Genomic DNA, 21,401 nt, shown 5'->3' with positions numbered 1-21,401 from the left:
GGAGATGTGTATGCTCGTTCGGTCACTGACCCTCGCCACCTTGCTCGCCGTCACCAGCCCACTGTTCGCCGCAGACAGCGACGCGCCTTTGGCCAAGGAGTTGGGCAAGGCACGGCCTTTGGTGATCATCGCCCCCAGTACAGCCGACCCGACACTGCGCGGGTTGAATAAAGCACTGGAAGACCCTGCCATTCAGGCGGCCTTCAAGGAGCGCAGCCTGGTGCTGTACAGCGTGGCCAAAATGGTGGGCAAGCGCGAGGACAAGAACCTCGAGCAGCAGACCACCATGGCCCTGATCCGCGAGCTCAAGCTCGGCGCGAGCGCGGGTACCAAGGTGATCCTGGTGGGCAAGGACGGTGAACGGCACATGCTCAAGGATGACGCGACCGGCGAGCCGATCGACCCGCAGGCCATCCTCAAGGCGGTCGATGAACTGCCGGCGAGCGAGAAGGCCGTGACGGCGCCGGAGCCTGTCGCGGCAGCGCCTGAAGCCAAGGGCAAGGACAGCAAACCGGCCAAACCGGTCAAGCCGGCCAAGCCAGCTGCACCGCCCAAACCGCTGGAGGACTGATCGCCTTCGCCCGCTCCCTGGCCGCAGGGGCGGGCGCTCTGTATCGCACTGTATCCTGCACGGCTGCAGACCCATTTCTGTACAAAATTCGGACATCGGCGATACATCCCCGACACACCCACGCGGCCTAATGGCTCCACACCCCAACCACAGTGGAGCAACACCATGACTCATGCACGGAACACCCTCGGCCTGCTCGGCGCCGCACTGCTCGGCAGCATGGCCTTTGGCAGCAGCGCGTTCGCTCTCGAGCCCCTGTCCCAGGGTTATCAACTGGCTTCGGCTAAGGTTGCCGGCGAGGGCAAATGTGGCGAAGGCAAGTGCGGGGGCAGCAACAAGGCCAGCCAAGGTGAAGGCAAATGCGGTGGCGACAAGAAGGCCAGCGAGGGCGAAGGTAAATGCGGTGAAGGTAAATGTGGCGCCGCTGGCAAGGCGGGTGATGCCAAGGTGACCGGTAAGTCCTGACTTCAATCTTTGAAATGCCACAACGCCCCGCCTGCTGGTCAGGTGGGGCGTTGTGCATGTTGCGGAGACTTATCGATGACTACCTCTCGCTTGTTTACAGGCCTTGGCCTGCGCCGTGGCCTGATGCCCGAGTTGTTGACCCTTGAAGAGGGCGCAGTGGACTTTCTCGAATGTGCGCCGGAAAACTGGATCGCTGTCGGCGGTGCCTATGGCCGAGGCTTGGCGCAACTGACCGAACGCTTTGCCCTGGCCTGCCATGGCCTGTCCCTGTCCCTTGGCGGCAGCCTGCCGCTTGATCGAAGCTTTCTGGACCAGACCCGTGACTTCCTCGATCGCTACCAGGTACGCCTGTACAGCGAACACTTGAGTTACTGCAGCGATGACGGCCACCTTTATGACCTGTTGCCGATGCCTTTCACCGAAGAGGCGGTACATCACGTTGCCGCCAGGATCCGACAGGCCCAGGACCACCTGCAGCGGCGCATCGCCGTGGAAAACATCAGCTACTACGCAGCGCCTTACCAGGCGATGAGCGAGTTGGATTTCATCCGTGCGGTGCTCGACGAGGCTGATTGCGACCTGCTGCTGGACGTCAACAACGTGTTCGTCAACGCGTGCAACCATGCTTACGATGCGCAGGCGTTCCTTCAGGGGTTGCCACAGGCGAGGGTCATCGGCATGCATGTGGCGGGTCACTACGATGAGGCCCCCGACCTCAAGGTCGATACCCACGGAGCACCGGTAAAAGAAGATGTGTGGTCGTTGTTCGCGATGGCCTGCAAGTGTTTCGGTGCCAAGCCGACGGTGCTTGAGCGTGACTTCAATTACCCGCCATTGGTCGAACTGCTCGACGAGCTCGCCCGCATGCGTGCTGTGCAGCAGGAGGTGGCGCATGCGCGAAGTGTTGCGTGAACAGCAGTACACACTGGCGCGGCATTTGCGCGATCCGGCCCGGCATGCCCCACCGCCTGGCATCGAAGCGCGCCGCTTGAAGGTTTACCGTGAACTGTTCTATGACACCATCGAGGGTCTGTTGGCCGGCAGCTTCCCGGTGATGCGGCAAACCCTGGGCGAGCCGCACTGGCATGCCCGGGTGCGTGATTTTTATGCCAACTACCGCAGCCAGACACCTTTGTTCACCGAAATCGCCGAGACGTTCATCGACTACCTCCAGGGTGTCGAGCTCGATGCTCCGTGGCAGCTGGAGCTCGCCCACTACGAGTGGGTCGAAGCCCAGCTGTACCTGAGCGATGCCCAGGACCCGGCGCATGATCCGCAGGGGGACCTGCTGCAGGGCGAGCCGCTGCTGTCGTGCATGGCCAGGGTGTTGGCTTACCGTTGGCCTGTCGAGCGTATCGGCCCTGGCTATCAGCCGCAGGCGGCGCCTGAGGCGCCCACGTTGCTGCTGGTCTACCGAGATGTCGGGTTGCAGGTGCGCTTCGCCCGTCTGGCGCCCATGGCCTATCGCTTGCTGGCCGAGGTGGGGGGCACGGGGCGGGAGCGCCTGCAAGCACTGGCAGCGGACCAGGGGCAGGGCTTGGCACTGCTGGAAAGCTTGCGCGCGCAAGGGGTTGTTATCGGTACGGTTGTCGGGGCAGGCTGAGGCAGGCAGGGGATAGGGTTGGGGTTACCAACCTATCCTGAATAATCATTTCATTGCTATTCAGCCTCTGGCCGCGAGCCGTGCCCGGAGCCAATGGTCAAGGCTCAGACGGCCGGCGCCCTGGAGCAGCAGTGGCAGCAATGCCACCAAGTAGATCACTGGCAACTTGAAGTTGCCAAAGCCCTGGTCGGTGATCGCATACCCCTGTGCCAGCTCCCCAAGGCCCGACCACTGTGCCGGCCAGTGCACCGCCGCGATGGCCACCACAGTAACGACCATAAGCCCGGCCGAGGCCAGCCGCGTACCCAGGCCAAGCAGCAGAAGCACAGGCAGCACCAATTCGGCCCACATCGAGAGTTGCCAGTTCAGTTCTGCCGGCAGTGCGCTGAAGGGAAACGGCAAGTTCGACTGCAGGTGACCGAACCAGTTGTAGCCGGTGAATTTCTCCCAGCCAGACTCGAAGAACTCCCAGGCCAGAAACAGCCGCAGGGGCAGGTCGGCGCTCCAGCTGCCGATACGGTCGATACGGGTGAACGCGTGGGTGATTGCCGTCATGCTTAGCGGTTTCATCGCTGTAACTCCTGGTGTGCCATTGTGTGGCCAGGAGTGTGTAGCGGTGGCGTATCGGCAGTGTGTCGGTGGATGCGTCAGTGTGTATCGGACTGTAGCTATCGGTTGTGTAAGCCACGAGTAGGGCCCGAACTCACCGCAGCTCGATTTCTGCACACAGTCCGCCGCCTTGGCGATTGCTCAGGGTCAAGCGCCCGCCCATGGCCTGGGTCAATTGCTGAGCAATCGCCAACCCCAGCCCTGTGCCCCCGGTACTGCGGTTGCGCGAGCTTTCTACCCGGTAAAAGGGCTTGAGCACCTCATTGAGCTCATCGTCCGGGATACCGGGGCCGTCATCGAGTACCCGAATTCGGGTGCAGCCCTGTTCACGGCTGATCTCCAGTTGTGCTTTGCCAGCGAACTTGAGGGCATTGTCCACCAGGTTGACCAGCACCCTGCGCAGTGCATGCGGGCGGGTTTCCAACAGGCCATCGGCGTTGCCGTGGCGTTCGACCTGGGCGCCGCTGTCCTGGTAATCGAACACCAGGCTGTCGAGGAACGCGCCGAGGTTGATCCGGCACGGGGCCTCGGTGTTGATGTCCATGCTGCGGGCATACGCCACACCTTCGCGTACCAGGTGCTCCATGGCACTCAGGTCATGCCACAGCTTGTCTTTCTCGACCCCATCGTCCATCACTTCGACGCGCAGCTTCATGCGGGTGATGGGGGTTTGCAGGTCGTGGGAAATCGCTGCCAGCAGCTGCATGCGCTCCTTGAGGTAGGCCGCGATGCGCGCTTGCAAGGCATTGAAGGCGACGGCGGCGTACTTCACTTCGCGTGGGCCGCTTTCGTCCAGTTGTACACCGGGCTTGTCCGGGTCGAGGTTGTCCACCGCCTGCGACAGGCGGGTGAGCGGGCCGATGGCCAGGCGCACTGCCAGCCAGGTGCACAGCAACAGCAAGGCCAGCTGGATCAGCAGCACCACAGGCAGCCAGCGGGCCACCGGTACGCTTGCCGGGGTGACGTCGAGGGTCAGGGGTGCGCCGTCGGCCAGGGTCAAGTGCACCTGAAAGTGCGCATTCGGGCCAGGGATCTCCTGGAACGTAAGGCGATAGTCGTCGCCGATGGCCTTGACGATCGACTCGGCGGCCATGGGCGGGTCGCTGGTCGGCATCGCCTGGCCTTGCAGGCCCTGGTCAAGGTGGTAGCGGTAGGTGCGCCGTTCCAGGCGTGGCAGCCAGGCAGCGCGTTCGGCTGCGGGCAGGCGGTCGAGGATGGCCACCGACGTGGCGACGTCCTGCTCCAGGTTGCTGAGCATCATCGAACGGCTGCTGATGTAGCGTTCATAGGCTTGCAGGCCGAACGAAAGCCCATAGGCCAGCACCAGGCCCGTGAAGAAGATCAGCGCCAGGCGCGAGGCCAGGGTCCGTGGCCATTTCATGAGGGCGACTCGAGCAGTTGCACCGGCAGTGAGAACACATAGCCTTCGCTGCGCACGGTCTTGATGCAGGCAGGTTCGCGGGCGTCGTCCCCCAGGCGCTGGCGCAGGCGGCTGACCAGCAGGTCTATGGAGCGGTCGAAGATGTCCGCCTCGCGGCCCTGGGTCAGGTTGAGCAGTTGTTCGCGGCTGAGTACCCGCTGCGGGTGGTCGAGGAATACCCGCAACAGCCGATACTCGGCGCCGCTCAGGGCCACCAGGGTATCTTCGCTGTCGAGCAGGTGGCGTGCGGTGGTGTCCAGGCGCCACGGGCCGAAGGCAAGCAGGCGGCTGCTTTCACTGATGGTCAGGTTGGGCGGCAGCATGCGCGTGCGGCGCAGCACGGCATTGATGCGGGCCAGCAGTTCGCGTGCGGAGAACGGTTTGGTCAGGTAGTCGTCGGCGCCCATCTCCAGGCCGATGATGCGGTCGGTTTCATCGTTGCGCGCAGTCAGCATCAGCACCGGCGTGTTGCGGTGCTTGCTGGCGCGCAGTTCACGGCACAGCAACAAGCCATCGTCGCCGGGCATCATGATGTCGAGGACGATCAGGTCGACGCTGTTGGCTTCGAGAAAGGCGCGCATCTGCCGGCCATCGGCGACGATGCTGGTGCGCAGGCCGTTCTTCTTCAGGTAGTTGCCGACCAGTTCGCGGATCTCGCGGTCGTCGTCGACGATCAGGATGTGATCGACGTGTTCCATGCGCAGCGTACCTGTGTGGAAGGGTGTGGGCGCAGTGTACCGAGCGTTATCGGGCTTGCCTGCGGGGCTTTGTATTGCAGTGTATCTGCTGCGGGTACAGATACAGGAGGAAGCAGATCACAGGCTCAGGTGACACATACGGGATACCTGGCGGACGTGTAATGGCTCTCGACCGGGGAGCAATCCTCCCCACCCCCAGCGTTCCACAGGAGAGTTGCCATGAACCTCAAATCCATTGCCAGCGCCAGCCTGCTTGCCGTGCTCAGCTTCGGCGCCTTGACCGCCCAGGCCGCCATGGCGCCGATGAACGATGCCAGTGTCATGCAGTACCGTTACGGTGATCACCTGGATGTGAAGAAAGTCTTGTCGGTGCAGGGTGATCAAAGCAACACCTGCGGCCTGGTCAACACCCGCATGGACTATCTCGACTCCAAAGGGCAGCAGCAGAGCGTGGAATACCGCTCCTACGCCACCGGCGGCTGCCATGAGAATTGATCGGCGCCTGGCGCTGAAGGTGGGCGGCCTGGCGCTGGCGCTGACAAGCCTGGGCCTGGCCGGTTACCTGAATGCAGGCGACAGTTACGGCGCCATGCCTTCGCTGGTGGGCGCCAGCCAGTGGCTGAACTCCCCGCCACTGGATGCGCCGGCACTCAAAGGCAAGGTGGTGCTGGTGGACTTCTGGACCTGGGACTGCATCAACTGCCAGCGCAGCCTGCCGCATGTGAATGACTGGGCACGGCGCTACGCCGACCAGGGCCTGGTCGTGGTGGGCGTGCATACGCCTGAATACGATTACGAGCATGATGTTGCAACCTTGCGCGACAAGGTGGCCATGCTGGGGATCGCTTACCCCGTGGCAGTGGACAACGACCATCAGGTGTGGAATGCATGGGGCAACCAGTTCTGGCCGGCGCATTATTTTGTCGACCGCAAAGGGCAGGTACGCCATGTGCATTTTGGCGAGGGGGACTATGGCGCGCAGGAACAGGTGATACAGGCATTGCTGGATGAAAAGGCTTGATCGGCCTGTGCCGGCACTTTCGCGGGGCAAACCCGCGAAAGTGCCGATGCCGGTTCAGCTAAAACTGGCAAAGTGGGCCTGCATCCGCCCCGCATCGGCCTCGCGCCCGCTGAACAGTTCGAACGCCTTGACCGCCTGGAACACCGCCATGTTGCTGCCGTCCAGCGTACGGCAGCCCAGCGCTCGCGCTGCCCGCAACAGTTCGGTTTCCAGCGGGAAGTAGATGATCTCCGCCACCCATAAACGTGCGTGCAGCAGCGCCACCGGCAACGGCGTCCCCGGCAGCTTGGCCATGCCCACTGGCGTGGTATTGACCAACCCGTCTGCCTCGGCCACTGCCGCGCTCAAGTCTGTACCGACCACTGCTCGGCCTGCGCCGAAGTGCGCGTTGAGGTTGTCGACCAGTGCTTGCGCCCGCGCAGTGTCCACCTCGAACAGCACCAGCTGTTCCACGCCGCCACCCAACAGGGCATGGGCCACCGCTGAACCGGCGCCACCAGCTCCCATCTGCACCACCTGCCGGCGTGCCACATCTGGCAAGCCGCGGCGCATGCCTTCGGCAAAACCCAGGCAGTCGGTATTGTGGCCAACCCGCTTGCCGTCCTTGAGCACCACGGTGTTCACCGCGCCGATCCCGCGCGCTTCATCCGACAGGTCGTCGAGCAGCGGCAGAATCGCCTGCTTGAACGGGTAGGTGATGTTGAGCCCGGTGAACCCGGTGTGCTGTGCGGCATCGAGCAGGCCGGGCAGGGCGCTGTCGTCCAACTGCAACTGATCGGCATCGATCAGGCGATAGAGGTAGCGCAGCGCCTGAGCGTCGCCTTCGTGCTCGTGCAGCGCCGGGGTGCGTGACAGCTGGATGCCACGGCCGATCAGGCCGGCGAGGATGGCTTGTTTGCTCATGCTGCCTGCTCCCGCAGCATGTCTGCGAAATGGCTCAGGGCCAGGCGGTAGCCATGGCTGCCTAGGCCGCAGATCACGCCAACGGCAATCGACGAGACGAACGACAGGTGGCGGAAGGGTTCGCGTTTGTGCACGTTCGACAGGTGCACCTCGATGACCGGCAGTTCACTGGCAACCAGGGCGTCGCGGATGGCCACCGAGGTGTGGGTCCAGGCGCCGGGGTTGATCAGGATACCGGCGCAGCGGCCACGGGCCGCGTGGATCCAGTCGATCAGTTCGCCCTCGTGGTTGGTCTGGCGAAATTCGATATCCAGGCCCAGGTTGTGGGCGCTGTCGGCGCAGCCCTGGGCGAGGTCGGCGAGGGTTTCGCGACCATACTGGGTAGGCTCGCGGGTGCCCAGCATGTTCAGGTTAGGGCCGTTCAGCACAAGAATAAGGGGCTTCATGACAGGCATCGCTTTGTTGTTTTTGGTTGCGCTTATATTTGTACCACCTGGTTAGTTTCGTCAATTGCATGGAGCCGCTGCGGCCGGATAGTGGGCGATAACCGGACGTTTTGCGCCATGGCCGGCATTCTTCGGATGACAGAATTGTAATGTTGCCGCCACCACCCCGATAAGCACGCCACCCTACAGTCCCTCGCCAACGCTCGCCGACGAGGACCTGTTTCGTGCCCCGCACCCATGCCATCCCCCGCAAGATCGCCTTGCTCAGCCTGCTATTGGCGGCCATCGGCAGTGCCCAGGCCAGTGCCGGTCTGAGCCTGCCTGAAGCGCTGGCCGCCGCTTTTGCGCAAAACCCGGAACTCGCCGCCGCCGGCCGTGAAGTGGGTGTCGCCGAGGGCGAGCGGCGCCAGGCGGGTTTGCTGCCCAACCCGGAGCTGTCCTGGGAGGCCGAGGACACTCGCCGCGATACCCGCACTACGACCATCACCCTGAGCCAGCCATTTGAACTGGGTGGCAAGCGCGGGGCGCGCGTCGCCGTGGCCACCACCGGGAAGGCCATCGCCCAGCTTGAGCTGGAGCGACAGCGCAATGGCTTGCGCGCCGATGTGGTACAGGCCTTTCACACGGCGCTGCGTGCGCAAACGGCGCTGGAACTCGCGCAGCAGTCGCAGGCGCTGACCGAGCGTGGGCTGCGTGTGGTGCAAGGGCGTGTTACGGCCGGCCAGGCTTCGCCGGTGGAGGCTACGCGCGCCCAGGTTCAACTGGCCCAGGCACAGTCTGAGGTAGGCCGCGCCGCTTCGCAGCGCAGCGTGGCCTACCAGGCCTTGGCGCGGCTGACAGGTAGCCCGCTGGCGACCTTCGACCACCTGCAGGCCGCCAAGCTGTCGCCGGGTGCCGCGCCCACGGCCGAGGCCCTGCTCGACAAGGTCGAGCAAACCGCCGAGTGGCGCCTGGCAGCGGCGCAGGTCGAACGCGGCGAAGCGTCGCTGGGTTCGGAAAAAGCCCAACGCATCCCCGACCTCACCGTCAGCCTTGGCAGCCAGTACAGCCGCGAGGACAGGGAGCGGGTCAATGTGGTCGGGCTGTCCATGCCCCTGCCGTTGTTCGACCGCAACCAGGGCAACGTGCTGGTGGCCGCGCGCCGGGCCGACCAGGCACGTGACCTGCGCAATGCTGTCGAGCTGCGCTTGCGCAGTGAAACCCGCAGCGCCCTCAGCCAGTGGGCCACGGCCATGCAGGAGGTGCAGGCCTACGACCGCACCATCCTGCCCTCGGCGCAGCAGGCAGTGGACACCGCCACCCGCGGCTTCGAGATGGGCAAGTTCGCCTTCCTCGATGTGCTCGATGCCCAGCGCACGTTGATCGAGGCGCGCGGGCTCTATCTGGCTGCATTGGCCGCGGCGACCGATGCGCGGGCCCAGCTCGAGCGGGTCTATGGCGACCTCGAAGGCAGTTTGTGATTCGCAAAAAATCCTACAGCAGGAGCAACAATGGATAACCCACGCAAGATTGCCATGCTGGTTGTCGCCTTGGCCGTGCTTGGCCTCGGTGGCCTGGCCTGGACCGGCAACCTCGGCCAGGCCAGCAGCGGCGAAGCCCAACATGACGGGCATGGCGAAGACAGCCACGGCCACGCTGATGAACAGGCCGGCGAAGACCACGAAGACGAGGCGGGCCAACTGCACCTGTCCGACGCCCAGATCGAGGCGGCAGGCGTGCAGTTGGCGGCGGCCGGCCCCCGTGAGCTGGGCACCGCCATCAACTTCCCGGGTGAAATTCGCTTCGATGAAGACCGCACCGCCCACGTCGTACCCCGTGTACCTGGCGTGGTGGAGTCGGTGCAGGCTGACCTTGGCCAGGCGGTGAAGCGCGGCCAGGTACTGGCGGTGATCGCCAGCCAGCAGATTTCCGACCTGCGCAGCGAACAACAGGCCGCGCAGCGCCGCCTGGAGCTGGCACGCCTGACCTTCCAGCGCGAACAACAGCTGTGGCAGGAACGCATCAGTGCCGAACAAGATTACCTGCAGGCTCGACAGGCGTTGCAAGAGGCCGAGATCGCCTTGGCAAACGCCCGGCAGAAGGTCGCGGCAGTCGGCCCGGCCGGCGCCGGCAACCGCTATGAGCTGCGTGCCCCCTTCGATGCGGTGGTGGTGGAAAAGCACCTGACCGTGGGCGAGGTGGTCGACGAGACCAGCAATGCGTTCACCTTGTCCGACCTCGGCCGTGTCTGGGCGACGTTCGCCGTGGCCCCGCGCGATTTGAACAGAGTGGTCACCGGCCGCAGCGTCACGGTCAGTGCACCGGACCTGGGGGCCGAGGTCGAGGGCAAGGTCAACTATGTCGGCAGCCTGCTCGGTGAGCAGAACCGCGCCGCCACCGTGCGTGCCACCCTGGCCAACCCCAATGGCGCCTGGCGCCCTGGGCTGTTCGTGAACATCGCGGTCAGCGTCGAGCGCGCCGGCGCCGCCGTGGTGGTGCCGGAAAGCGCTCTGCAGACCTGGGAAGCGCAAACCGTGGTGTTTGTCCGCACCGAGCAAGGCTTCGAAGCGCGCCCGGTGCAGACCGGCCGGCGCGACGCAGGCCAGGTGGAAGTCACCGCCGGGCTGGCGGCAGGCACCCAGGTTGCCACCGCCGGCAGCTTCGTCCTCAAGTCGGAGCTTGGCAAAGGTTCTGCCGAGCACAGCCATTGAAACCGGGAACGCACCCATGTTCGAACGTCTGATCCAATTCGCCATCGAGCAGCGCCTGGTGGTGATGCTTGCCGTGCTGTTGATGGCCGCAGTGGGTATTCACAGCTACCAGCAACTGCCGATCGATGCAGTCCCGGACATCACCAACGTCCAGGTGCAGATCAATACCGCCGCGCCCGGCTACTCGCCGCTTGAGACCGAGCAGCGCATCACCTTTGCCATCGAGACGGCCATGGCCGGCCTGCCTGGCCTGAAGCAGACCCGTTCGTTGTCACGTTCGGGTTTGTCCCAGGTCACGGTGATCTTCGCTGATGGCACCGACCTGTTCTTCGCCCGGCAACTGGTCAATGAGCGCCTGCAAGTGGCGCGGGAGCAGTTGCCCGAGGGCATCGAGGCGGGCATGGGGCCGATTTCCACCGGACTGGGGGAGATCTTCCTGTGGACCGTCGAGGCCGAGGAGGGCGCGCTCAAGGACGACGGTACGCCCTACACCCAGACCGATCTGCGGGTCATCCAGGACTGGATCATCAAGCCGCAGTTGCGCAACGTGCCCGGGGTGGCCGAGGTCAACAGCATCGGTGGCCATGCCAAGCAGTACCTGATCGCGCCCGAGCTCAAGCGCCTGGCCGCCTACAAACTCACCCTCAATGACCTGATCGCGGCGCTGGAGCGCAACAATGCCAACGTCGGTGCTGGGTATATCGAGCGCAATGGCGAGCAGTTGCTGATTCGCGCACCGGGCCAGGTGGACTCCGCCGAAGACATCGCCAACATCGTTATTTCCAGCGTCGATGGCACCCCCATACGCGTCAGCCATGTCGCCCAGGTTAGCCTCGGCCAAGAGCTACGCGCGGGGGCGGCGACCGAAAATGGCCGGGAGGTGGTATTGGGCACGGTGTTCATGCTGATCGGCGAGAACAGCCGCACGGTCTCCCAGGCGGTTGCGGCCAAATTGGTCGAGATCAACCGCAACCTGCCCAAGGGGGTGGTTGCGGTCACCGTGTATGACCGTACCAACCTGGTCGAAAAAGCCATCGCCACGGTAAAGAAAAACCTCATCGAAGGCGCGATCCTGGTCATCGCCGTGTTGTTTCTGTTCCTGGGCAACATCCGCGCCGCGCTGATTACCGCCATGGTCATCCCGTTGTCGATGCTGTTCACCTTCACCGGCATGTTCAGCAACAAGGTCAGCGCCAACCTCATGAGCCTTGGCGCGCTGGACTTCGGCATCATCGTCGATGGCGCGGTAGTGATCGTCGAAAACGCCATTCGCCGCCTGGCCCACGCGCAGCAACGCCATGGCCGCATGCTGACCCGTGCCGAGCGCTTCCACGAGGTGTTCGCCGCCGCCCGTGAAGCACGCCGCCCGCTGATCTACGGGCAGTTGATCATCATGGTGGTGTACCTGCCGATCTTTGCCCTGACCGGGGTCGAAGGCAAGATGTTCCACCCTATGGCCTTCACCGTGGTCATTGCCCTGCTGGGCGCGATGATCCTTTCGGTGACCTTCGTGCCCGCAGCAATTGCGCTGTTCGTGACCGGCAAGGTCAAGGAAGAAGAAGGCCTGGTCATGCGCACCTCGCGCCAGCGCTATGCACCGGTGCTGGGCTGGGTACTGGGCCGCCGCAAGCTGGCGTTCAGTGCGGCGGCGGTGCTGGTGCTGTTGTCCGGGGTGATGGCCAGCCGCATGGGCAGCGAGTTCATCCCCAGCCTCAGCGAGGGCGACTTCGCCCTGCAAGCCCTGCGTGTGCCAGGCACCAGCCTGACGCAGTCGGTGGACATGCAGCAGCGCCTGGAACGGGCGATCATTGCCCAGGTCCCGGAGGTGGAGCGCGTGTTTGCCCGTACCGGTACCGCCGAAATCGCCTCCGACCCGATGCCGCCGAACATCTCCGATGCCTACGTCATGTTGCGCCCGCATGCGCAATGGGCTGACCCGGGTAAATCGCGTGAAGCATTGATTGCCGAGGTGCAGCGCGCCGCCGCCAGTGTGCCGGGCAGCAACTACGAGTTGTCGCAACCGATCCAGTTGCGCTTCAACGAACTGATTTCGGGCGTGCGCAGTGATGTGGCGGTGAAGATCTTCGGCGATGACATGGACGTGCTTAACCGTACCGCCGCAGAGGTCGCCAGCAGCCTGCAGAACGTACCAGGTGCTTCTGAGGTGAAGGTCGAGCAGACCACGGGCTTGCCGGTGCTGACCATTGACATCGACCGCGACAAGGCTGCCCGGTATGGCCTGAACGTGGGCGACGTGCAGGACGCCATCGCCATTGCCGTGGGCGGGCGCACGGCCGGCACGTTGTATGAGGGCGACCGGCGTTTCGACATGGTGGTGCGGCTGTCCGAGGCCTTGCGCACCGATGTCGACGGGCTTTCCGGTCTGTTGATTCCGGTACCGGCCAGCAGCGCAGCCGGTGCTGCCCAGATCGGCTTCATCCCGCTGTCGCAGGTGGCCTCACTGAACCTGCAGCTGGGGCCGAACCAGGTCAGCCGTGAGGATGGCAAGCGCGTGGTGGTGGTCAGTGCCAACGTGCGCGGGCGCGACCTTGGATCGTTTGTGCGCCAGGCCGAACAGGCCCTGATCGAGCAGGTACAGATCCCGCCCGGTTACTGGACGCGCTGGGGTGGCCAGTTCGAGCAGTTGCAGTCGGCGGCCGAGCGTTTGCAGGTGGTGGTGCCGGTGGCCTTGCTGCTGGTGCTGGCGCTGCTGCTGATGATGTTCAACAACCTCAAGGATGGCTTGCTGGTGTTCACCGGTATCCCGTTTGCCTTGACCGGGGGGGTACTGGCGTTGTGGCTGCGGGATATCCCGATGTCCATTTCGGCCGGGGTGGGATTTATCGCCCTGTCGGGGGTGGCGGTGCTCAATGGCCTGGTGATGATCGCCTTTATCCGCAGCCTGCGCGAGGAAGGGCGTTCTTTGCGCACGGCGGTCGAAGAGGGCGCGCTGACGCGCTTGCGGCCAGTGCTGATGACCGCGCTGGTGGCATCGCTGGGGTTCATTCCGATGGCGTTGGCGACCGGGACCGGAGCAGAAGTGCAGCGGCCGCTGGCGACCGTGGTGATTGGCGGGATCCTGTCGTCGACGGCGTTGACGTTACTGGTGCTGCCGGCGTTGTACCAGTGGGCGTATCGGCGCGATGAGGAGCAAGAAGGCTGAGAATGCCGGGGCCGCAGGGCGGCCCCATAAGCTCAAACGTTACTACGCGCTGTAATCTGCACGCCGTCGACGCCTGCCTCATCATGCAGAGAAATCCGCGACGTCTCCGGCAGCGCCAACCCGCCCACCAGCGCCACCAGTGCAATCACCACCAGGTAGAATGCCGGTGCCAGGCTGCTGCCGGTCTGCCCGATCAACCAGGTAGCGACCAATGGCGCAGTGCCGCCAAACAGCGTATACGCGACGTTGTAGGTGATCGCCGAGGCGGTGTAGCGGGTTCGCGTCGGGAAGCTTTCCGACAGTAATGCCGCGGTCACCACGCCACTGCACAGCGCACCCACTGCCAGCAGAATCACCCCCAGAAGCGCCCCGAACAGCGAACCGGAACTGGCCAGCCAATACGCAGGGAACACGCAGATCATCACCCACAGGCAGGTAAAGCCAATGGTCCTGCGCCGCCCCACCCGGTCGGAAAACGCCCCAGCCAGCGGGCAGCCGACGGCGGCGAACAGCAAGGCCACGGTGGTTACCAGCAGCGACTGGGCGCGGGTCAGGTTGCCGACCAGCTGCAGGTAGGTGGCAAAGTAGGTGGTGAACATATAGAACGACAGCGCCGTCAGCGAGATGAACGCCCCCAGGTTGCGGATGGCCCGGCCATGGTTGCGCAGGGTCTCCTTGAGCGGTGAATGCTCATGTTCTTTGCCCTGTGCCACGGCTTCGCGGAACGCCGGGGTCTCCTCCATGCGCCAGCGCAGGTACAGGCCCACCAACCCCAGCGGGGCGGCGATCAGGAAGGGCACGCGCCAGCCCCAGCTGCTCATGGCCTCGGCCGTCAGGCTTGCTTCCAGGCCATAGGCGATCACCGCCGCGCAGGCAAAGGCGGAAAAGGTCGAGACCGGCACGAAGCTGCCGTAGAACGCGCGCTTGTCGTTGGGCGCATGTTCCATCAGGTAGGCACAGGCACCGGCGTACTCGCCGCCTGCCGAGAAGCCTTGCAGGCAACGGGCCAGGGTTAGCAGGACGGGGGCCGCGAGGCCAATGCTGGCATAGGTCGGCAGCAAACCGATCAAGGTGGTGGAGCCGGCCATCAACAAGATGGTCAGCGACAGAATGCGCTTGCGCCCAAGGCGGTCGCCCAGCGCGCCGAACACGATCCCGCCCAGCGGGCGCAGGGCAAACGCCACGGCAAACACGGCGAAGGTCTTGAGCAAGGCCACGCTGGCATCTTCACTGGCGAAGAACTGGCTGGCGATAAGGGTTGCGAGAAAGCCATAGACGGCGAAGTCGAACCACTCGACGAAGTTGCCGATGGCCGAGGCGGCGATTACCCGGCGCAGGGTGGCGGGGGATACCTCATGAGGTGCGGACATGCGGATGCTCTCCGGTTTCCATTGGCAGCCTGAATGAACGTGACACGGTCGGGCCGCGTCATCATTGTTGTGCTGTCCAGTAGAGCGGCGAGCGCCTGCGGGTGCTTCGTCGAGGGCGACATCGGGATACCTGTTTCAACCGTTCTGTAGGAGCGGCCTTGCGTCGCGAAAGGGTCGCGCAGCGGCCCCGGCGATTTTTGCTGCGCCACACAACCTGGGGCCGCTGCACGACCCTTTCGCGACGCAAGGCCGCTCCTACAAACCAACCATCCACGGGGCATAGTCGACTTCGCTGTAGCCTTCGGCCTTGCCCTGCTCGTTGCTGCTGAAGCCTGGCATCTTGCTCAGGTCGAGCTTCATGCAACGGCTGTTGAGTTGCGCCTGCAGGTTGCCGTCCAGGCGGAAGGCGTCCTCGCGCAGCGGGTTGGGGGAAAGCTGCACCAGGCAGCCGTCGACCTTGCCTTGTGCGTTGGCCTGGTAGAACACCGAGGCCTTGCCGATGCTGGTGACCGGCAGATCGCGCAGCAGTTGTTGCCAGAAGTACTCGCGTTGGGCAATGGCCCGGTAGCGGGCGGTGCCGGGGGCCTGAACCGCGCGAGGCAGCTGGACGATGATCGGCGCCCGCACTTCGACGGTTTCATCGTCGTTGTACAACGCCGCCGGTACGACGGGGTAGATGGTCTTCCAGCACAGGGCTTCGACCAGGCTCGCCAGCGCCTGATGGTCGGTGGGCGTTACATCGGCAGGCAGCAGCGCGCCATACTTGAACGGGGCTTTTTCGGCGTTGCAGGCGACCGGCGCGCTTTGCCGGTCGAAGGTGACCTGTAGCGTTACGGCGCCCATCTGCTCGCCGGTTGGGGCGAGGGCGATGCTCCGCTGCAAGGCTTGCTGCATGTTGACGGTGAACGTTTTCAGGGCTTGCGGATCGACGTCTGCCGGTCGGTCGGCGGAAGGGGACGATTGGCACCCAATCAAGGTAATCAGGGCCGCGCCGAGAAGCGCGGGGGGCAGTGTCTTGTACACGTGAACGTCCTTGCTGAAGCGGTAGCCGGGTGTCTTCGTGAGCCGGCTGATCATGAAGGTGGAAGCTTATCACTGGCGGCCCTGTCGCGAGGTAACCCCCGCGCCAGAGCCGGTTGGTCAGAAGCGCATATCCAGCGCCAGCTCGAAGGTGCGCGGGGCACCCATGTAGTACTGGCTGCTGTAGGCCTGCTTGGCATACACCTCGTCGGTCAGGTTGCGCACCCGCCCGGTGACCGTGGTGTACTCATCCAGCCGGTAGCGCGCGAAAGCGCCGAACAGCGTGTAGGCCGGTGCCTTGAGGGTGTTGGCGTTGTCGGCATAGACCGAGCCCACGTAGCGCCCATCGACCCCTGCCGACCACGCCTGGGTGAAGCTGTAGGTCAGCCACAGGTTGCCGACGTTGGCCGGGACATTGACCGGGGCATTGCCCTTGCGCGATACCGATACCCCGTTGACTGCTTCGTTGAACGCATCGTACTGCGCATCGACGTAGGCGTAGTTGGCCTCGGCTAGCAGCTTGGGGGTCACCTGCAACCGCCCGGACAGCTCGACACCGCGCGAGGTCTGCTGGCCGGCCTGCACCGTCAGGTTGGCATCGTTGGAGTCGCGCACGGCAAAGTCCTTGCGCACGATCTGGTACAGCGCCAGGGTGGCGGCGGCGCGGCCGTCGAGGAAGTCGAACTTGCTGCCGACTTCCCATTGCTCGCCTTTGGACAGGTCGAACAAGCCCACGTTGGAATAGGTCGCCGCCGCCAGCGAACCGGCCGGCAAATCCGCAGAGCTGCTGTACTGGGCGTATACGCTGGCGGTGGGGGTCAGCGCGTAGGTCAGGCCGATGCGCCCGGAAAGCGGCTCCCAGCGGCGCTCGAAGAACGCCGGCGAAGTCGGCGAGACCGCGCCATAGTTGGTCACTTGCATGTCCAGGTAGTCGTAGCGCAGGGCAGTCAGCAAGGCCAGGCGATCGGTCAGTTGCAGGCGGTTTTCGGCGAACACCGCGCGGTTGGTGACTTCGTGGCGGCGCTGTTTGGTCAGCCCGGCATTTACCCCTGGGATATCGTCGAAACTGCCGGGGTCGAAATGGTCGGCGTCGACGACGTCGCTCCAACTGCTCGACGTCGGGTAGAGGGTCTGGCGCATGCGCGAGTACTCCAGCCCCAGCGACCACTGGCTGGCGAAGCCGAACAGCGTGTTGTCATGGCGCAACTCGATGCGATCGCCCAGCAGGTTCTGGTCGTGGCTTTGCAGGTAGGGGCTGCTGCGCTGCACCTTGCCATCAGGGGTGTAGCTGTAGCGTTCGACGTTGCGGTAGTCGCGCTGGGCATTGTAGTGGTACAGCGTATTTTGCACGCTGGTGCTGTCGCTGAGCTGGTAGTCGAGGATCGAGCGCAGCCAGCGTACCCGCTGTTCGTAGCGACCGTCAGCGACGTTGTAGTTTTCAAAGCGGCGGCTTTTGTCGATTTTCATCGTGCTGCGCCCGGGCAGGATCGGCGAGCCCCAGTAGGGGCTGTCCTCGCGGTCTTCCTGATACTCCAGCGCCAGGGTGTGGGTCAGGTTGGGCGCCAGGTCGCTCAGCAGCGAGAATGCCAGGCTGTCGCTGTGTCGCTGGTTGCGGTCGATGTAGCCATTGCCCTGGCCCCGGCTGAAATCCAGGCGCATGAAGTGGCGGGCATCGGCGGGGTTGCTGGCCAGTGCCTGATTGATGCCGAAGGCCACCTCCGAGTCATCGTAACTGCCATAGCGTACGCGCCCGTCGAGGGTCTGCTGGTCACGGCTGGCAAGCTTGGTGATGTAGTTGATCGAGCCGCCCACGGCACCTGCGCCGTGCAGGAAGGATGACGGCCCGCCAATCAGCTCGACCCGGTCGAGCACCCAGGCATCCACGGGCCGGGTGGCACTGCTGTAGCCCAGGTTGATGCCGTTGTAGAGCTGGGTAACCTGGTTCTGGGTGAAACCCCGGTAGGCGACGAAGCCGCCGTAACCTGGGTTGGCCGAGGCGTTGACGCCAGTCATGGCGTTGATCACGTCCTGGCTGTCCTTGGCGTCGCGCGCCTCGATCAGGCGGCGGTCCGAGACGCTGACCGACGCGGGGGTTTCCCGCGCGGTGAGGCCCAGGCGCGAGCCAGTGCGGATCGGCTCGTCCAGTCGTACGCCGGAGGGGGTGTCGCGTTCGCCATCGATGGTGGTGGCGTTGAGTTCGAGCGGGGCGGTTTCGGCCCAGGCGAATGTGCAAGTGCCCATGAGGAGCACCAGGGAGGTATTGCGGATCATGTTGTCGTGTCTTCCACGCAAAGGTCATGGCTGACCACCCGCGCGCACTGAGGCGCGCCGGGTCGAGGTCAGGCGAACAGAATGGCGGCGTGAAGCACAGCGGGGGAGGCGCGGGGGTTGAGGGCGGGGCGTAGGTAGCGTGGCGGCGGTTGTGCCCAGCTGCGCACGACGATGGGCGCGTTGGCCCCGGCCTGGGTGGGCATGAACGCCCAGCTGGAATGGGCAAGCGGCACCGCCAGGCCGAACGAGGAGCATACCGGGCAGTCGAGCTGGGCCATGTGCTGGTCACCACCGGCGTGATCCAGGTCGATGGCCGGGCCATGCTCACTGCTGATCGAGCAGAAACCACCTTCCAGGCCAGCCAGGCGCAGGCCGCCCATCTGGCCGTGGTGCAGGCCGCACAGCAACAGGCTGAACAGGACGCTGGCATAGAGCGTCCATGCGGTCAGCGTGCGGGTCTGCCGGGTGGTTTTCATGGCGGCGAATCTATCACCCGGATGAGTGATCGGGTAGCCCTGATCACCCAAAATGCTGGGTCTGTAGGCAATTGCCCACACAGTCCTCTACTAAAGCAACGAGGTAGGGTGTGCTCCAGGTCCGCTCAAGCCGCCCGCTCCAGCACATCCAGCAGGTCGGCAAATTCCAGCGTCAACTTGTGCCGCGGCGCCAGATGCACCAACGGTACCGACACCTGATGCGACTCGCGCATCTTGATAGAGCTGCTCAAGTACACCGGCAGCACCGGCACGCCTTCCCCCCGCAATTGATCGACCAGGGTCTGATGCAGTGCAGTGCGCCCGGCGAACTGATTGACGACAATCCCTTCCACCTGCAGCGTCGGGTTATGGTCCTGACGCAGTTCTTCCACCTCGGCCATGACGCTATGCAGCGCCTGGCGCGAGAAGCTGTCGCAATCGAACGGGATCAGCAGGCGTTCGGCGGCCACCAGCGCGCTGAAGGTGTAAAAGTTCAGCGCCGGTGGCGTGTCGATATAGATCCGCTCGTAGTCTTCGGCCAGTTCCACCAGCAGCTTGCGCAGCTTGTTGATCTTGAACTTGCTCTCCAGCTTGCTTTGCAGGTCGGTAAGGTCAGGGCTGGCGGTGATCAGGTGCAAGTTGCTGTAGCGGGTCTCGGTGATGGCCACGCGGTGCTTCTTGCCGTGCGCGGTGGCGGGGGACAACGTCTGGCGGAAGAAATCGGCAATGCCCGAGGGGATGGCGTCATTGACCAGCCCGGTCAGGTAGTAGGTGGCATTGGCCTGCGGGTCGAGGTCGACGAGCAAGGTGCGATAGCCTTCAGCGGCACTGGCGGCCGCCAGGTTGCAGGCAATGCTTGATTTGCCCACGCCACCTTTCTGATTGAAAACCACACGACGCATGAGACGCTCATCCATGAAGAGTGAAAATGTCAGGTTGGGGTCAATCCTATGACTGAAGCACGACAGTTTTATGACAAGGCTTGTAACAACTCATGGGGCGAGCGGGCTGTATGGGTTCAGCGCTATAAACCCTCGACGCACACCCGATTGCGCCCCTGCTGTTTGGCGCTGTAAAGCGCCCGGTCTGCCTTGCTCAATGCATCGCCAGGCTCGCTGCCTGCAGGGCCAGGCCAATGCGCCACGCCCAGCGACACGGTTACCGCCCCCACCGGTTCCACCGGCGTATCCTGCACCGCCACCCGCAGCCGCTGCGCCACCGCTGCGGCAACCTCCAGGCTGGCCCCCGGCAGCAGCATGAGAAACTCCTCGCCGCCGGTGCGACACAGCAGGTCGCCTTCGCGGCAACAACGCCGCATGAGCTCGGCTAGCCGCTGCAGCACCTGGTCGCCGACCTCATGCCCATGCCCATCATTGACCCGCTTGAAGTGGTCGATATCCAGCACGATGGCCGAAAATGCTCGCCCTTCGGCCTCCAGCAGCGACAGGCTGAAATCCAGGCTGCGGCGGTTGCCCAGCCCGGTCAGCGGGTCGGTCTGGGCATCGCGGTTCAGCCGGCCGATGCGCTCTTGCAGCAGGTTGAGCCCGAATAGCAGCGCACGTTTGAGTTCGGCCGCCTCGAAGTACCAGGCCGGCACCCGATGCAGGCGCTCGGCGGTGCCCGCGCGGTCCATCGACCTGGCCCCGGCCGCCAGTTGCCAGAGTGGCCGGGCGATGGTCATTGCCAGCCACCACAGCACCAGGCTGCCGACCAATGCCAGCGGCGCGGAGGTGCCCACCACGTTGAGCACAAGGCGGCTCAGCGGTGCCACGGTCTGTTCCAGCGGTTGCTGCGCCACCACCCCCCAGCGAGCGCTCGGCACCGTGGCGAAGCCTGCGAGCATGGGCACGCCCTGGCTGTTGGTGAGCTGGCGGGTACCGCTGTCCAGTGTCGCCAGTTGATCGATCAGCGCGTTGCCTTCCACCACCGTGCCTACTCGCTGGCTGTCCGGGTGATAGAGCAGGCGGCGATTGCGGTCGACCACATAGAGGTACGAGCCATCCTTGTAGAAGTGCTCGCCCAGCAGGCTGTTGAGGATGTTGCGCTCGCGCAGGTACAGGCTGCCGCCGACGTACCCCAGGTAGCGGCCATTGCTATCGAAGATGGGTTGCGACAGTGCCACCACCAGGTTGTTGGCGGCTGACAGGTAGGGTGTCGAAACCAGCGCCCTGCGCTCATGCAAGGCCTCCTGAACACCGGGTGACTGCACCTTGGTGTTCAGGTAGTGGCGCAATGTAGCAGGGGATATGGCCCGCAGGATGCCTTGGGCATCGACCACGAAGGTCGAGTTGAAGGCCATGCCCTGGTGCAACACGCGATCGGTTTCTGCCTGCAGGGCGTCGGCATCGGCCAATTGGTTGGCTTGTACCCCGGCGCTGAACGCCAACTGCCGCAAGGCGCTGGCGATGAAGGTCTCGGTGATCGAGGCCAGTTTTGCTGCGTACACCCGGTTGGCCTCCAGGGCGTGGTCGATCAGCAACTGGCGCTGAACCCGATAGCTGGCGAAATAACTGGCGCAGAGCATGACCAAGGCGGTCAGGGCGCAAAGCACCAGAATGAGCGAGCGTAGATCCATGCGCAATCCATGCTTGGTGTGTGTCAATCCTGACCTCGCTGGTACGAAAAGGGAGTAACCCTGCTTTTTATAGGTGTAGTGGGCTATTGTCGCCGCAGCC

Annotated in this window: 19 protein-coding genes and 1 pseudogene; 9 read left to right on the top strand and 11 right to left on the bottom strand. The window is 64.2% G+C overall.

The window, feature by feature from the left end; translation table 11 throughout:
* Positions 1 to 10: 10 nt before the first annotated feature.
* From CKW22_RS00945 to CKW22_RS00930, 4 genes and pseudogenes are all read left to right on the top strand, one after another.
* A complete protein-coding gene (locus CKW22_RS00945) occupies positions 11 to 571 on the top strand; it encodes a DUF4174 domain-containing protein (RefSeq protein ID WP_033698985.1) in 561 nt (186 codons plus the stop codon).
* 165 nt (positions 572 to 736) lie between these two features.
* Positions 737 to 1,006, top strand: a pseudogene (locus CKW22_RS00940) (EF-hand domain-containing protein); the annotation flags it as partial.
* Between the two features lie 105 nt (positions 1,007 to 1,111).
* On the top strand, positions 1,112 to 1,948 hold the full coding sequence (locus tag CKW22_RS00935) for a DUF692 domain-containing protein (RefSeq protein ID WP_033698983.1): 837 nt from the start codon (positions 1,112 to 1,114) through the stop codon (positions 1,946 to 1,948).
* Entirely contained in the window at positions 1,929 to 2,639 is a 711-nt protein-coding gene (locus CKW22_RS00930) for a DUF2063 domain-containing protein (RefSeq protein WP_095063626.1), read from the top strand. The genes CKW22_RS00935 and CKW22_RS00930 overlap by 20 nt, the downstream gene beginning before the upstream one ends.
* Positions 2,640 to 2,699: 60 nt before the next feature.
* Here CKW22_RS00930 and CKW22_RS00925 read toward each other — a convergent pair whose 3' ends face one another.
* The 3 genes from CKW22_RS00925 to CKW22_RS00915 form a co-directional block, all read right to left on the bottom strand.
* Entirely contained in the window at positions 2,700 to 3,194 is a 495-nt protein-coding gene (locus tag CKW22_RS00925) for a DoxX family protein (RefSeq protein ID WP_033700153.1), read from the bottom strand.
* Positions 3,195 to 3,342: 148 nt separating this feature from the next.
* On the bottom strand, positions 3,343 to 4,629 hold the full coding sequence (locus CKW22_RS00920) for a HAMP domain-containing sensor histidine kinase (RefSeq protein ID WP_095063625.1): 1,287 nt from the start codon (positions 4,627 to 4,629) through the stop codon (positions 3,343 to 3,345).
* Positions 4,626 to 5,366: a response regulator gene (locus tag CKW22_RS00915; RefSeq protein WP_033698977.1), complete on the bottom strand. Its 741-nt coding sequence runs from the start codon at positions 5,364 to 5,366 to the stop codon at positions 4,626 to 4,628. Before CKW22_RS00915 ends, CKW22_RS00920 begins: the two co-directional genes overlap by 4 nt.
* A 219-nt stretch (positions 5,367 to 5,585) precedes the next feature.
* On the opposite strand from CKW22_RS00915, the gene CKW22_RS00910 reads away from it, so the two are divergent.
* Both CKW22_RS00910 and CKW22_RS00905 read left to right on the top strand, forming a co-directional pair.
* The gene (locus CKW22_RS00910) at positions 5,586 to 5,861 is read left to right on the top strand and encodes a DUF2790 domain-containing protein (RefSeq protein WP_095063624.1); all 276 of its coding nucleotides are present in this window, start codon (positions 5,586 to 5,588) and stop codon (positions 5,859 to 5,861) included.
* The gene (locus CKW22_RS00905) at positions 5,851 to 6,387 is read left to right on the top strand and encodes a thioredoxin family protein (RefSeq protein WP_033698975.1); all 537 of its coding nucleotides are present in this window, start codon (positions 5,851 to 5,853) and stop codon (positions 6,385 to 6,387) included. The genes CKW22_RS00910 and CKW22_RS00905 overlap by 11 nt, the downstream gene beginning before the upstream one ends.
* A 54-nt stretch (positions 6,388 to 6,441) precedes the next feature.
* Here CKW22_RS00905 and CKW22_RS00900 read toward each other — a convergent pair whose 3' ends face one another.
* Both CKW22_RS00900 and aroQ read right to left on the bottom strand, forming a co-directional pair.
* Positions 6,442 to 7,290 (bottom strand): shikimate dehydrogenase, encoded by an 849-nt coding sequence (locus CKW22_RS00900; protein ID WP_047581061.1) that lies wholly within the window; start codon positions 7,288 to 7,290, stop codon positions 6,442 to 6,444.
* Positions 7,287 to 7,736 carry a type II 3-dehydroquinate dehydratase gene (gene aroQ / locus CKW22_RS00895; protein ID WP_033698972.1) on the bottom strand — a complete coding sequence of 150 codons (450 nt, stop codon included), beginning with the start codon at positions 7,734 to 7,736 and terminating at the stop codon, positions 7,287 to 7,289. Before aroQ ends, CKW22_RS00900 begins: the two co-directional genes overlap by 4 nt.
* Before the next feature lie 224 nt (positions 7,737 to 7,960).
* Here aroQ and CKW22_RS00890 point away from each other — a divergent pair, with 224 nt between their 5' ends.
* Genes CKW22_RS00890 through CKW22_RS00880 form a run of 3 tightly spaced genes read left to right on the top strand, consistent with a single transcriptional unit; the run spans position 7,961 to position 13,589 of the window.
* Positions 7,961 to 9,196, top strand: coding sequence for a TolC family protein (locus CKW22_RS00890; RefSeq protein WP_371856373.1), 1,236 nt, complete (start codon positions 7,961 to 7,963; stop codon positions 9,194 to 9,196).
* 30 nt (positions 9,197 to 9,226) lie between these two features.
* Positions 9,227 to 10,426 (top strand): efflux RND transporter periplasmic adaptor subunit, encoded by a 1,200-nt coding sequence (locus CKW22_RS00885; RefSeq protein ID WP_033698969.1) that lies wholly within the window; start codon positions 9,227 to 9,229, stop codon positions 10,424 to 10,426.
* Positions 10,427 to 10,442: 16 nt separating this feature from the next.
* The gene (locus tag CKW22_RS00880) at positions 10,443 to 13,589 is read left to right on the top strand and encodes a CusA/CzcA family heavy metal efflux RND transporter (protein ID WP_047581057.1); all 3,147 of its coding nucleotides are present in this window, start codon (positions 10,443 to 10,445) and stop codon (positions 13,587 to 13,589) included.
* 32 nt (positions 13,590 to 13,621) lie between these two features.
* Here the strand turns inward: CKW22_RS00880 and CKW22_RS00875 are convergent, their stop codons facing one another.
* The 6 genes from CKW22_RS00875 to CKW22_RS00850 form a co-directional block, all read right to left on the bottom strand.
* Positions 13,622 to 14,959 carry an MFS transporter gene (locus CKW22_RS00875; RefSeq protein WP_095063623.1) on the bottom strand — a complete coding sequence of 446 codons (1,338 nt, stop codon included), beginning with the start codon at positions 14,957 to 14,959 and terminating at the stop codon, positions 13,622 to 13,624.
* A gap of 255 nt (positions 14,960 to 15,214) precedes the next feature.
* Positions 15,215 to 15,982, bottom strand: coding sequence for a hypothetical protein (locus CKW22_RS00870; RefSeq protein WP_095063622.1), 768 nt, complete (start codon positions 15,980 to 15,982; stop codon positions 15,215 to 15,217).
* A gap of 117 nt (positions 15,983 to 16,099) precedes the next feature.
* The gene (locus CKW22_RS00865) at positions 16,100 to 18,250 is read right to left on the bottom strand and encodes a TonB-dependent siderophore receptor (RefSeq protein WP_033698964.1); all 2,151 of its coding nucleotides are present in this window, start codon (positions 18,248 to 18,250) and stop codon (positions 16,100 to 16,102) included.
* Between the two features lie 68 nt (positions 18,251 to 18,318).
* On the bottom strand, positions 18,319 to 18,726 hold the full coding sequence (locus tag CKW22_RS00860; RefSeq protein WP_047581051.1) for a DUF2946 family protein: 408 nt from the start codon (positions 18,724 to 18,726) through the stop codon (positions 18,319 to 18,321).
* 125 nt (positions 18,727 to 18,851) lie between these two features.
* Complete coding sequence (locus tag CKW22_RS00855; protein ID WP_033698961.1) at positions 18,852 to 19,628, bottom strand: ParA family protein; 777 nt, start codon at positions 19,626 to 19,628, stop codon at positions 18,852 to 18,854.
* Between the two features lie 122 nt (positions 19,629 to 19,750).
* Positions 19,751 to 21,328: a diguanylate cyclase gene (locus CKW22_RS00850; protein ID WP_095063621.1), complete on the bottom strand. Its 1,578-nt coding sequence runs from the start codon at positions 21,326 to 21,328 to the stop codon at positions 19,751 to 19,753.
* Positions 21,329 to 21,401 lie beyond the last annotated feature (73 nt).

Origin of the sequence: Pseudomonas sp. Irchel s3f19, from assembly GCF_900187555.1 — a bacterium.
Classification (GTDB): domain Bacteria; phylum Pseudomonadota; class Gammaproteobacteria; order Pseudomonadales; family Pseudomonadaceae; genus Aquipseudomonas; species Aquipseudomonas capeferrum.
This window is presented reverse-complemented; position numbering and strand designations above follow the sequence as displayed.

Bases quoted from the DNA above. Each gene is read 5' to 3' on its own strand.
- CKW22_RS00930 (WP_095063626.1), top strand. From the start codon at position 1,929: ATGCGCGAAGTGTTGCGTGAACAGCAGTACACACTGGCGCGGCATTTG.
- CKW22_RS00905 (WP_033698975.1), top strand. From the start codon at position 5,851: ATGAGAATTGATCGGCGCCTGGCGCTGAAGGTGGGCGGCCTGGCGCTG.
- CKW22_RS00915 (WP_033698977.1), bottom strand. From the start codon at position 5,366: ATGGAACACGTCGATCACATCCTGATCGTCGACGACGACCGCGAGATC.
- CKW22_RS00875 (WP_095063623.1), bottom strand. From the start codon at position 14,959: ATGTCCGCACCTCATGAGGTATCCCCCGCCACCCTGCGCCGGGTAATC.
- CKW22_RS00880 (WP_047581057.1), top strand. From the start codon at position 10,443: ATGTTCGAACGTCTGATCCAATTCGCCATCGAGCAGCGCCTGGTGGTG.
- aroQ (WP_033698972.1), bottom strand. From the start codon at position 7,736: ATGAAGCCCCTTATTCTTGTGCTGAACGGCCCTAACCTGAACATGCTG.
- CKW22_RS00925 (WP_033700153.1), bottom strand. From the start codon at position 3,194: ATGACGGCAATCACCCACGCGTTCACCCGTATCGACCGTATCGGCAGC.
- CKW22_RS00900 (WP_047581061.1), bottom strand. From the start codon at position 7,290: ATGAGCAAACAAGCCATCCTCGCCGGCCTGATCGGCCGTGGCATCCAG.
- CKW22_RS00885 (WP_033698969.1), top strand. From the start codon at position 9,227: ATGGATAACCCACGCAAGATTGCCATGCTGGTTGTCGCCTTGGCCGTG.
- CKW22_RS00920 (WP_095063625.1), bottom strand. From the start codon at position 4,629: ATGAAATGGCCACGGACCCTGGCCTCGCGCCTGGCGCTGATCTTCTTC.
- CKW22_RS00910 (WP_095063624.1), top strand. From the start codon at position 5,586: ATGAACCTCAAATCCATTGCCAGCGCCAGCCTGCTTGCCGTGCTCAGC.
- CKW22_RS00945 (WP_033698985.1), top strand. From the start codon at position 11: ATGCTCGTTCGGTCACTGACCCTCGCCACCTTGCTCGCCGTCACCAGC.
- CKW22_RS00865 (WP_033698964.1), bottom strand. From the start codon at position 18,250: ATGATCCGCAATACCTCCCTGGTGCTCCTCATGGGCACTTGCACATTC.
- CKW22_RS00860 (WP_047581051.1), bottom strand. From the start codon at position 18,726: ATGAAAACCACCCGGCAGACCCGCACGCTGACCGCATGGACGCTCTAT.
- CKW22_RS00935 (WP_033698983.1), top strand. From the start codon at position 1,112: ATGACTACCTCTCGCTTGTTTACAGGCCTTGGCCTGCGCCGTGGCCTG.
- CKW22_RS00855 (WP_033698961.1), bottom strand. From the start codon at position 19,628: ATGCGTCGTGTGGTTTTCAATCAGAAAGGTGGCGTGGGCAAATCAAGC.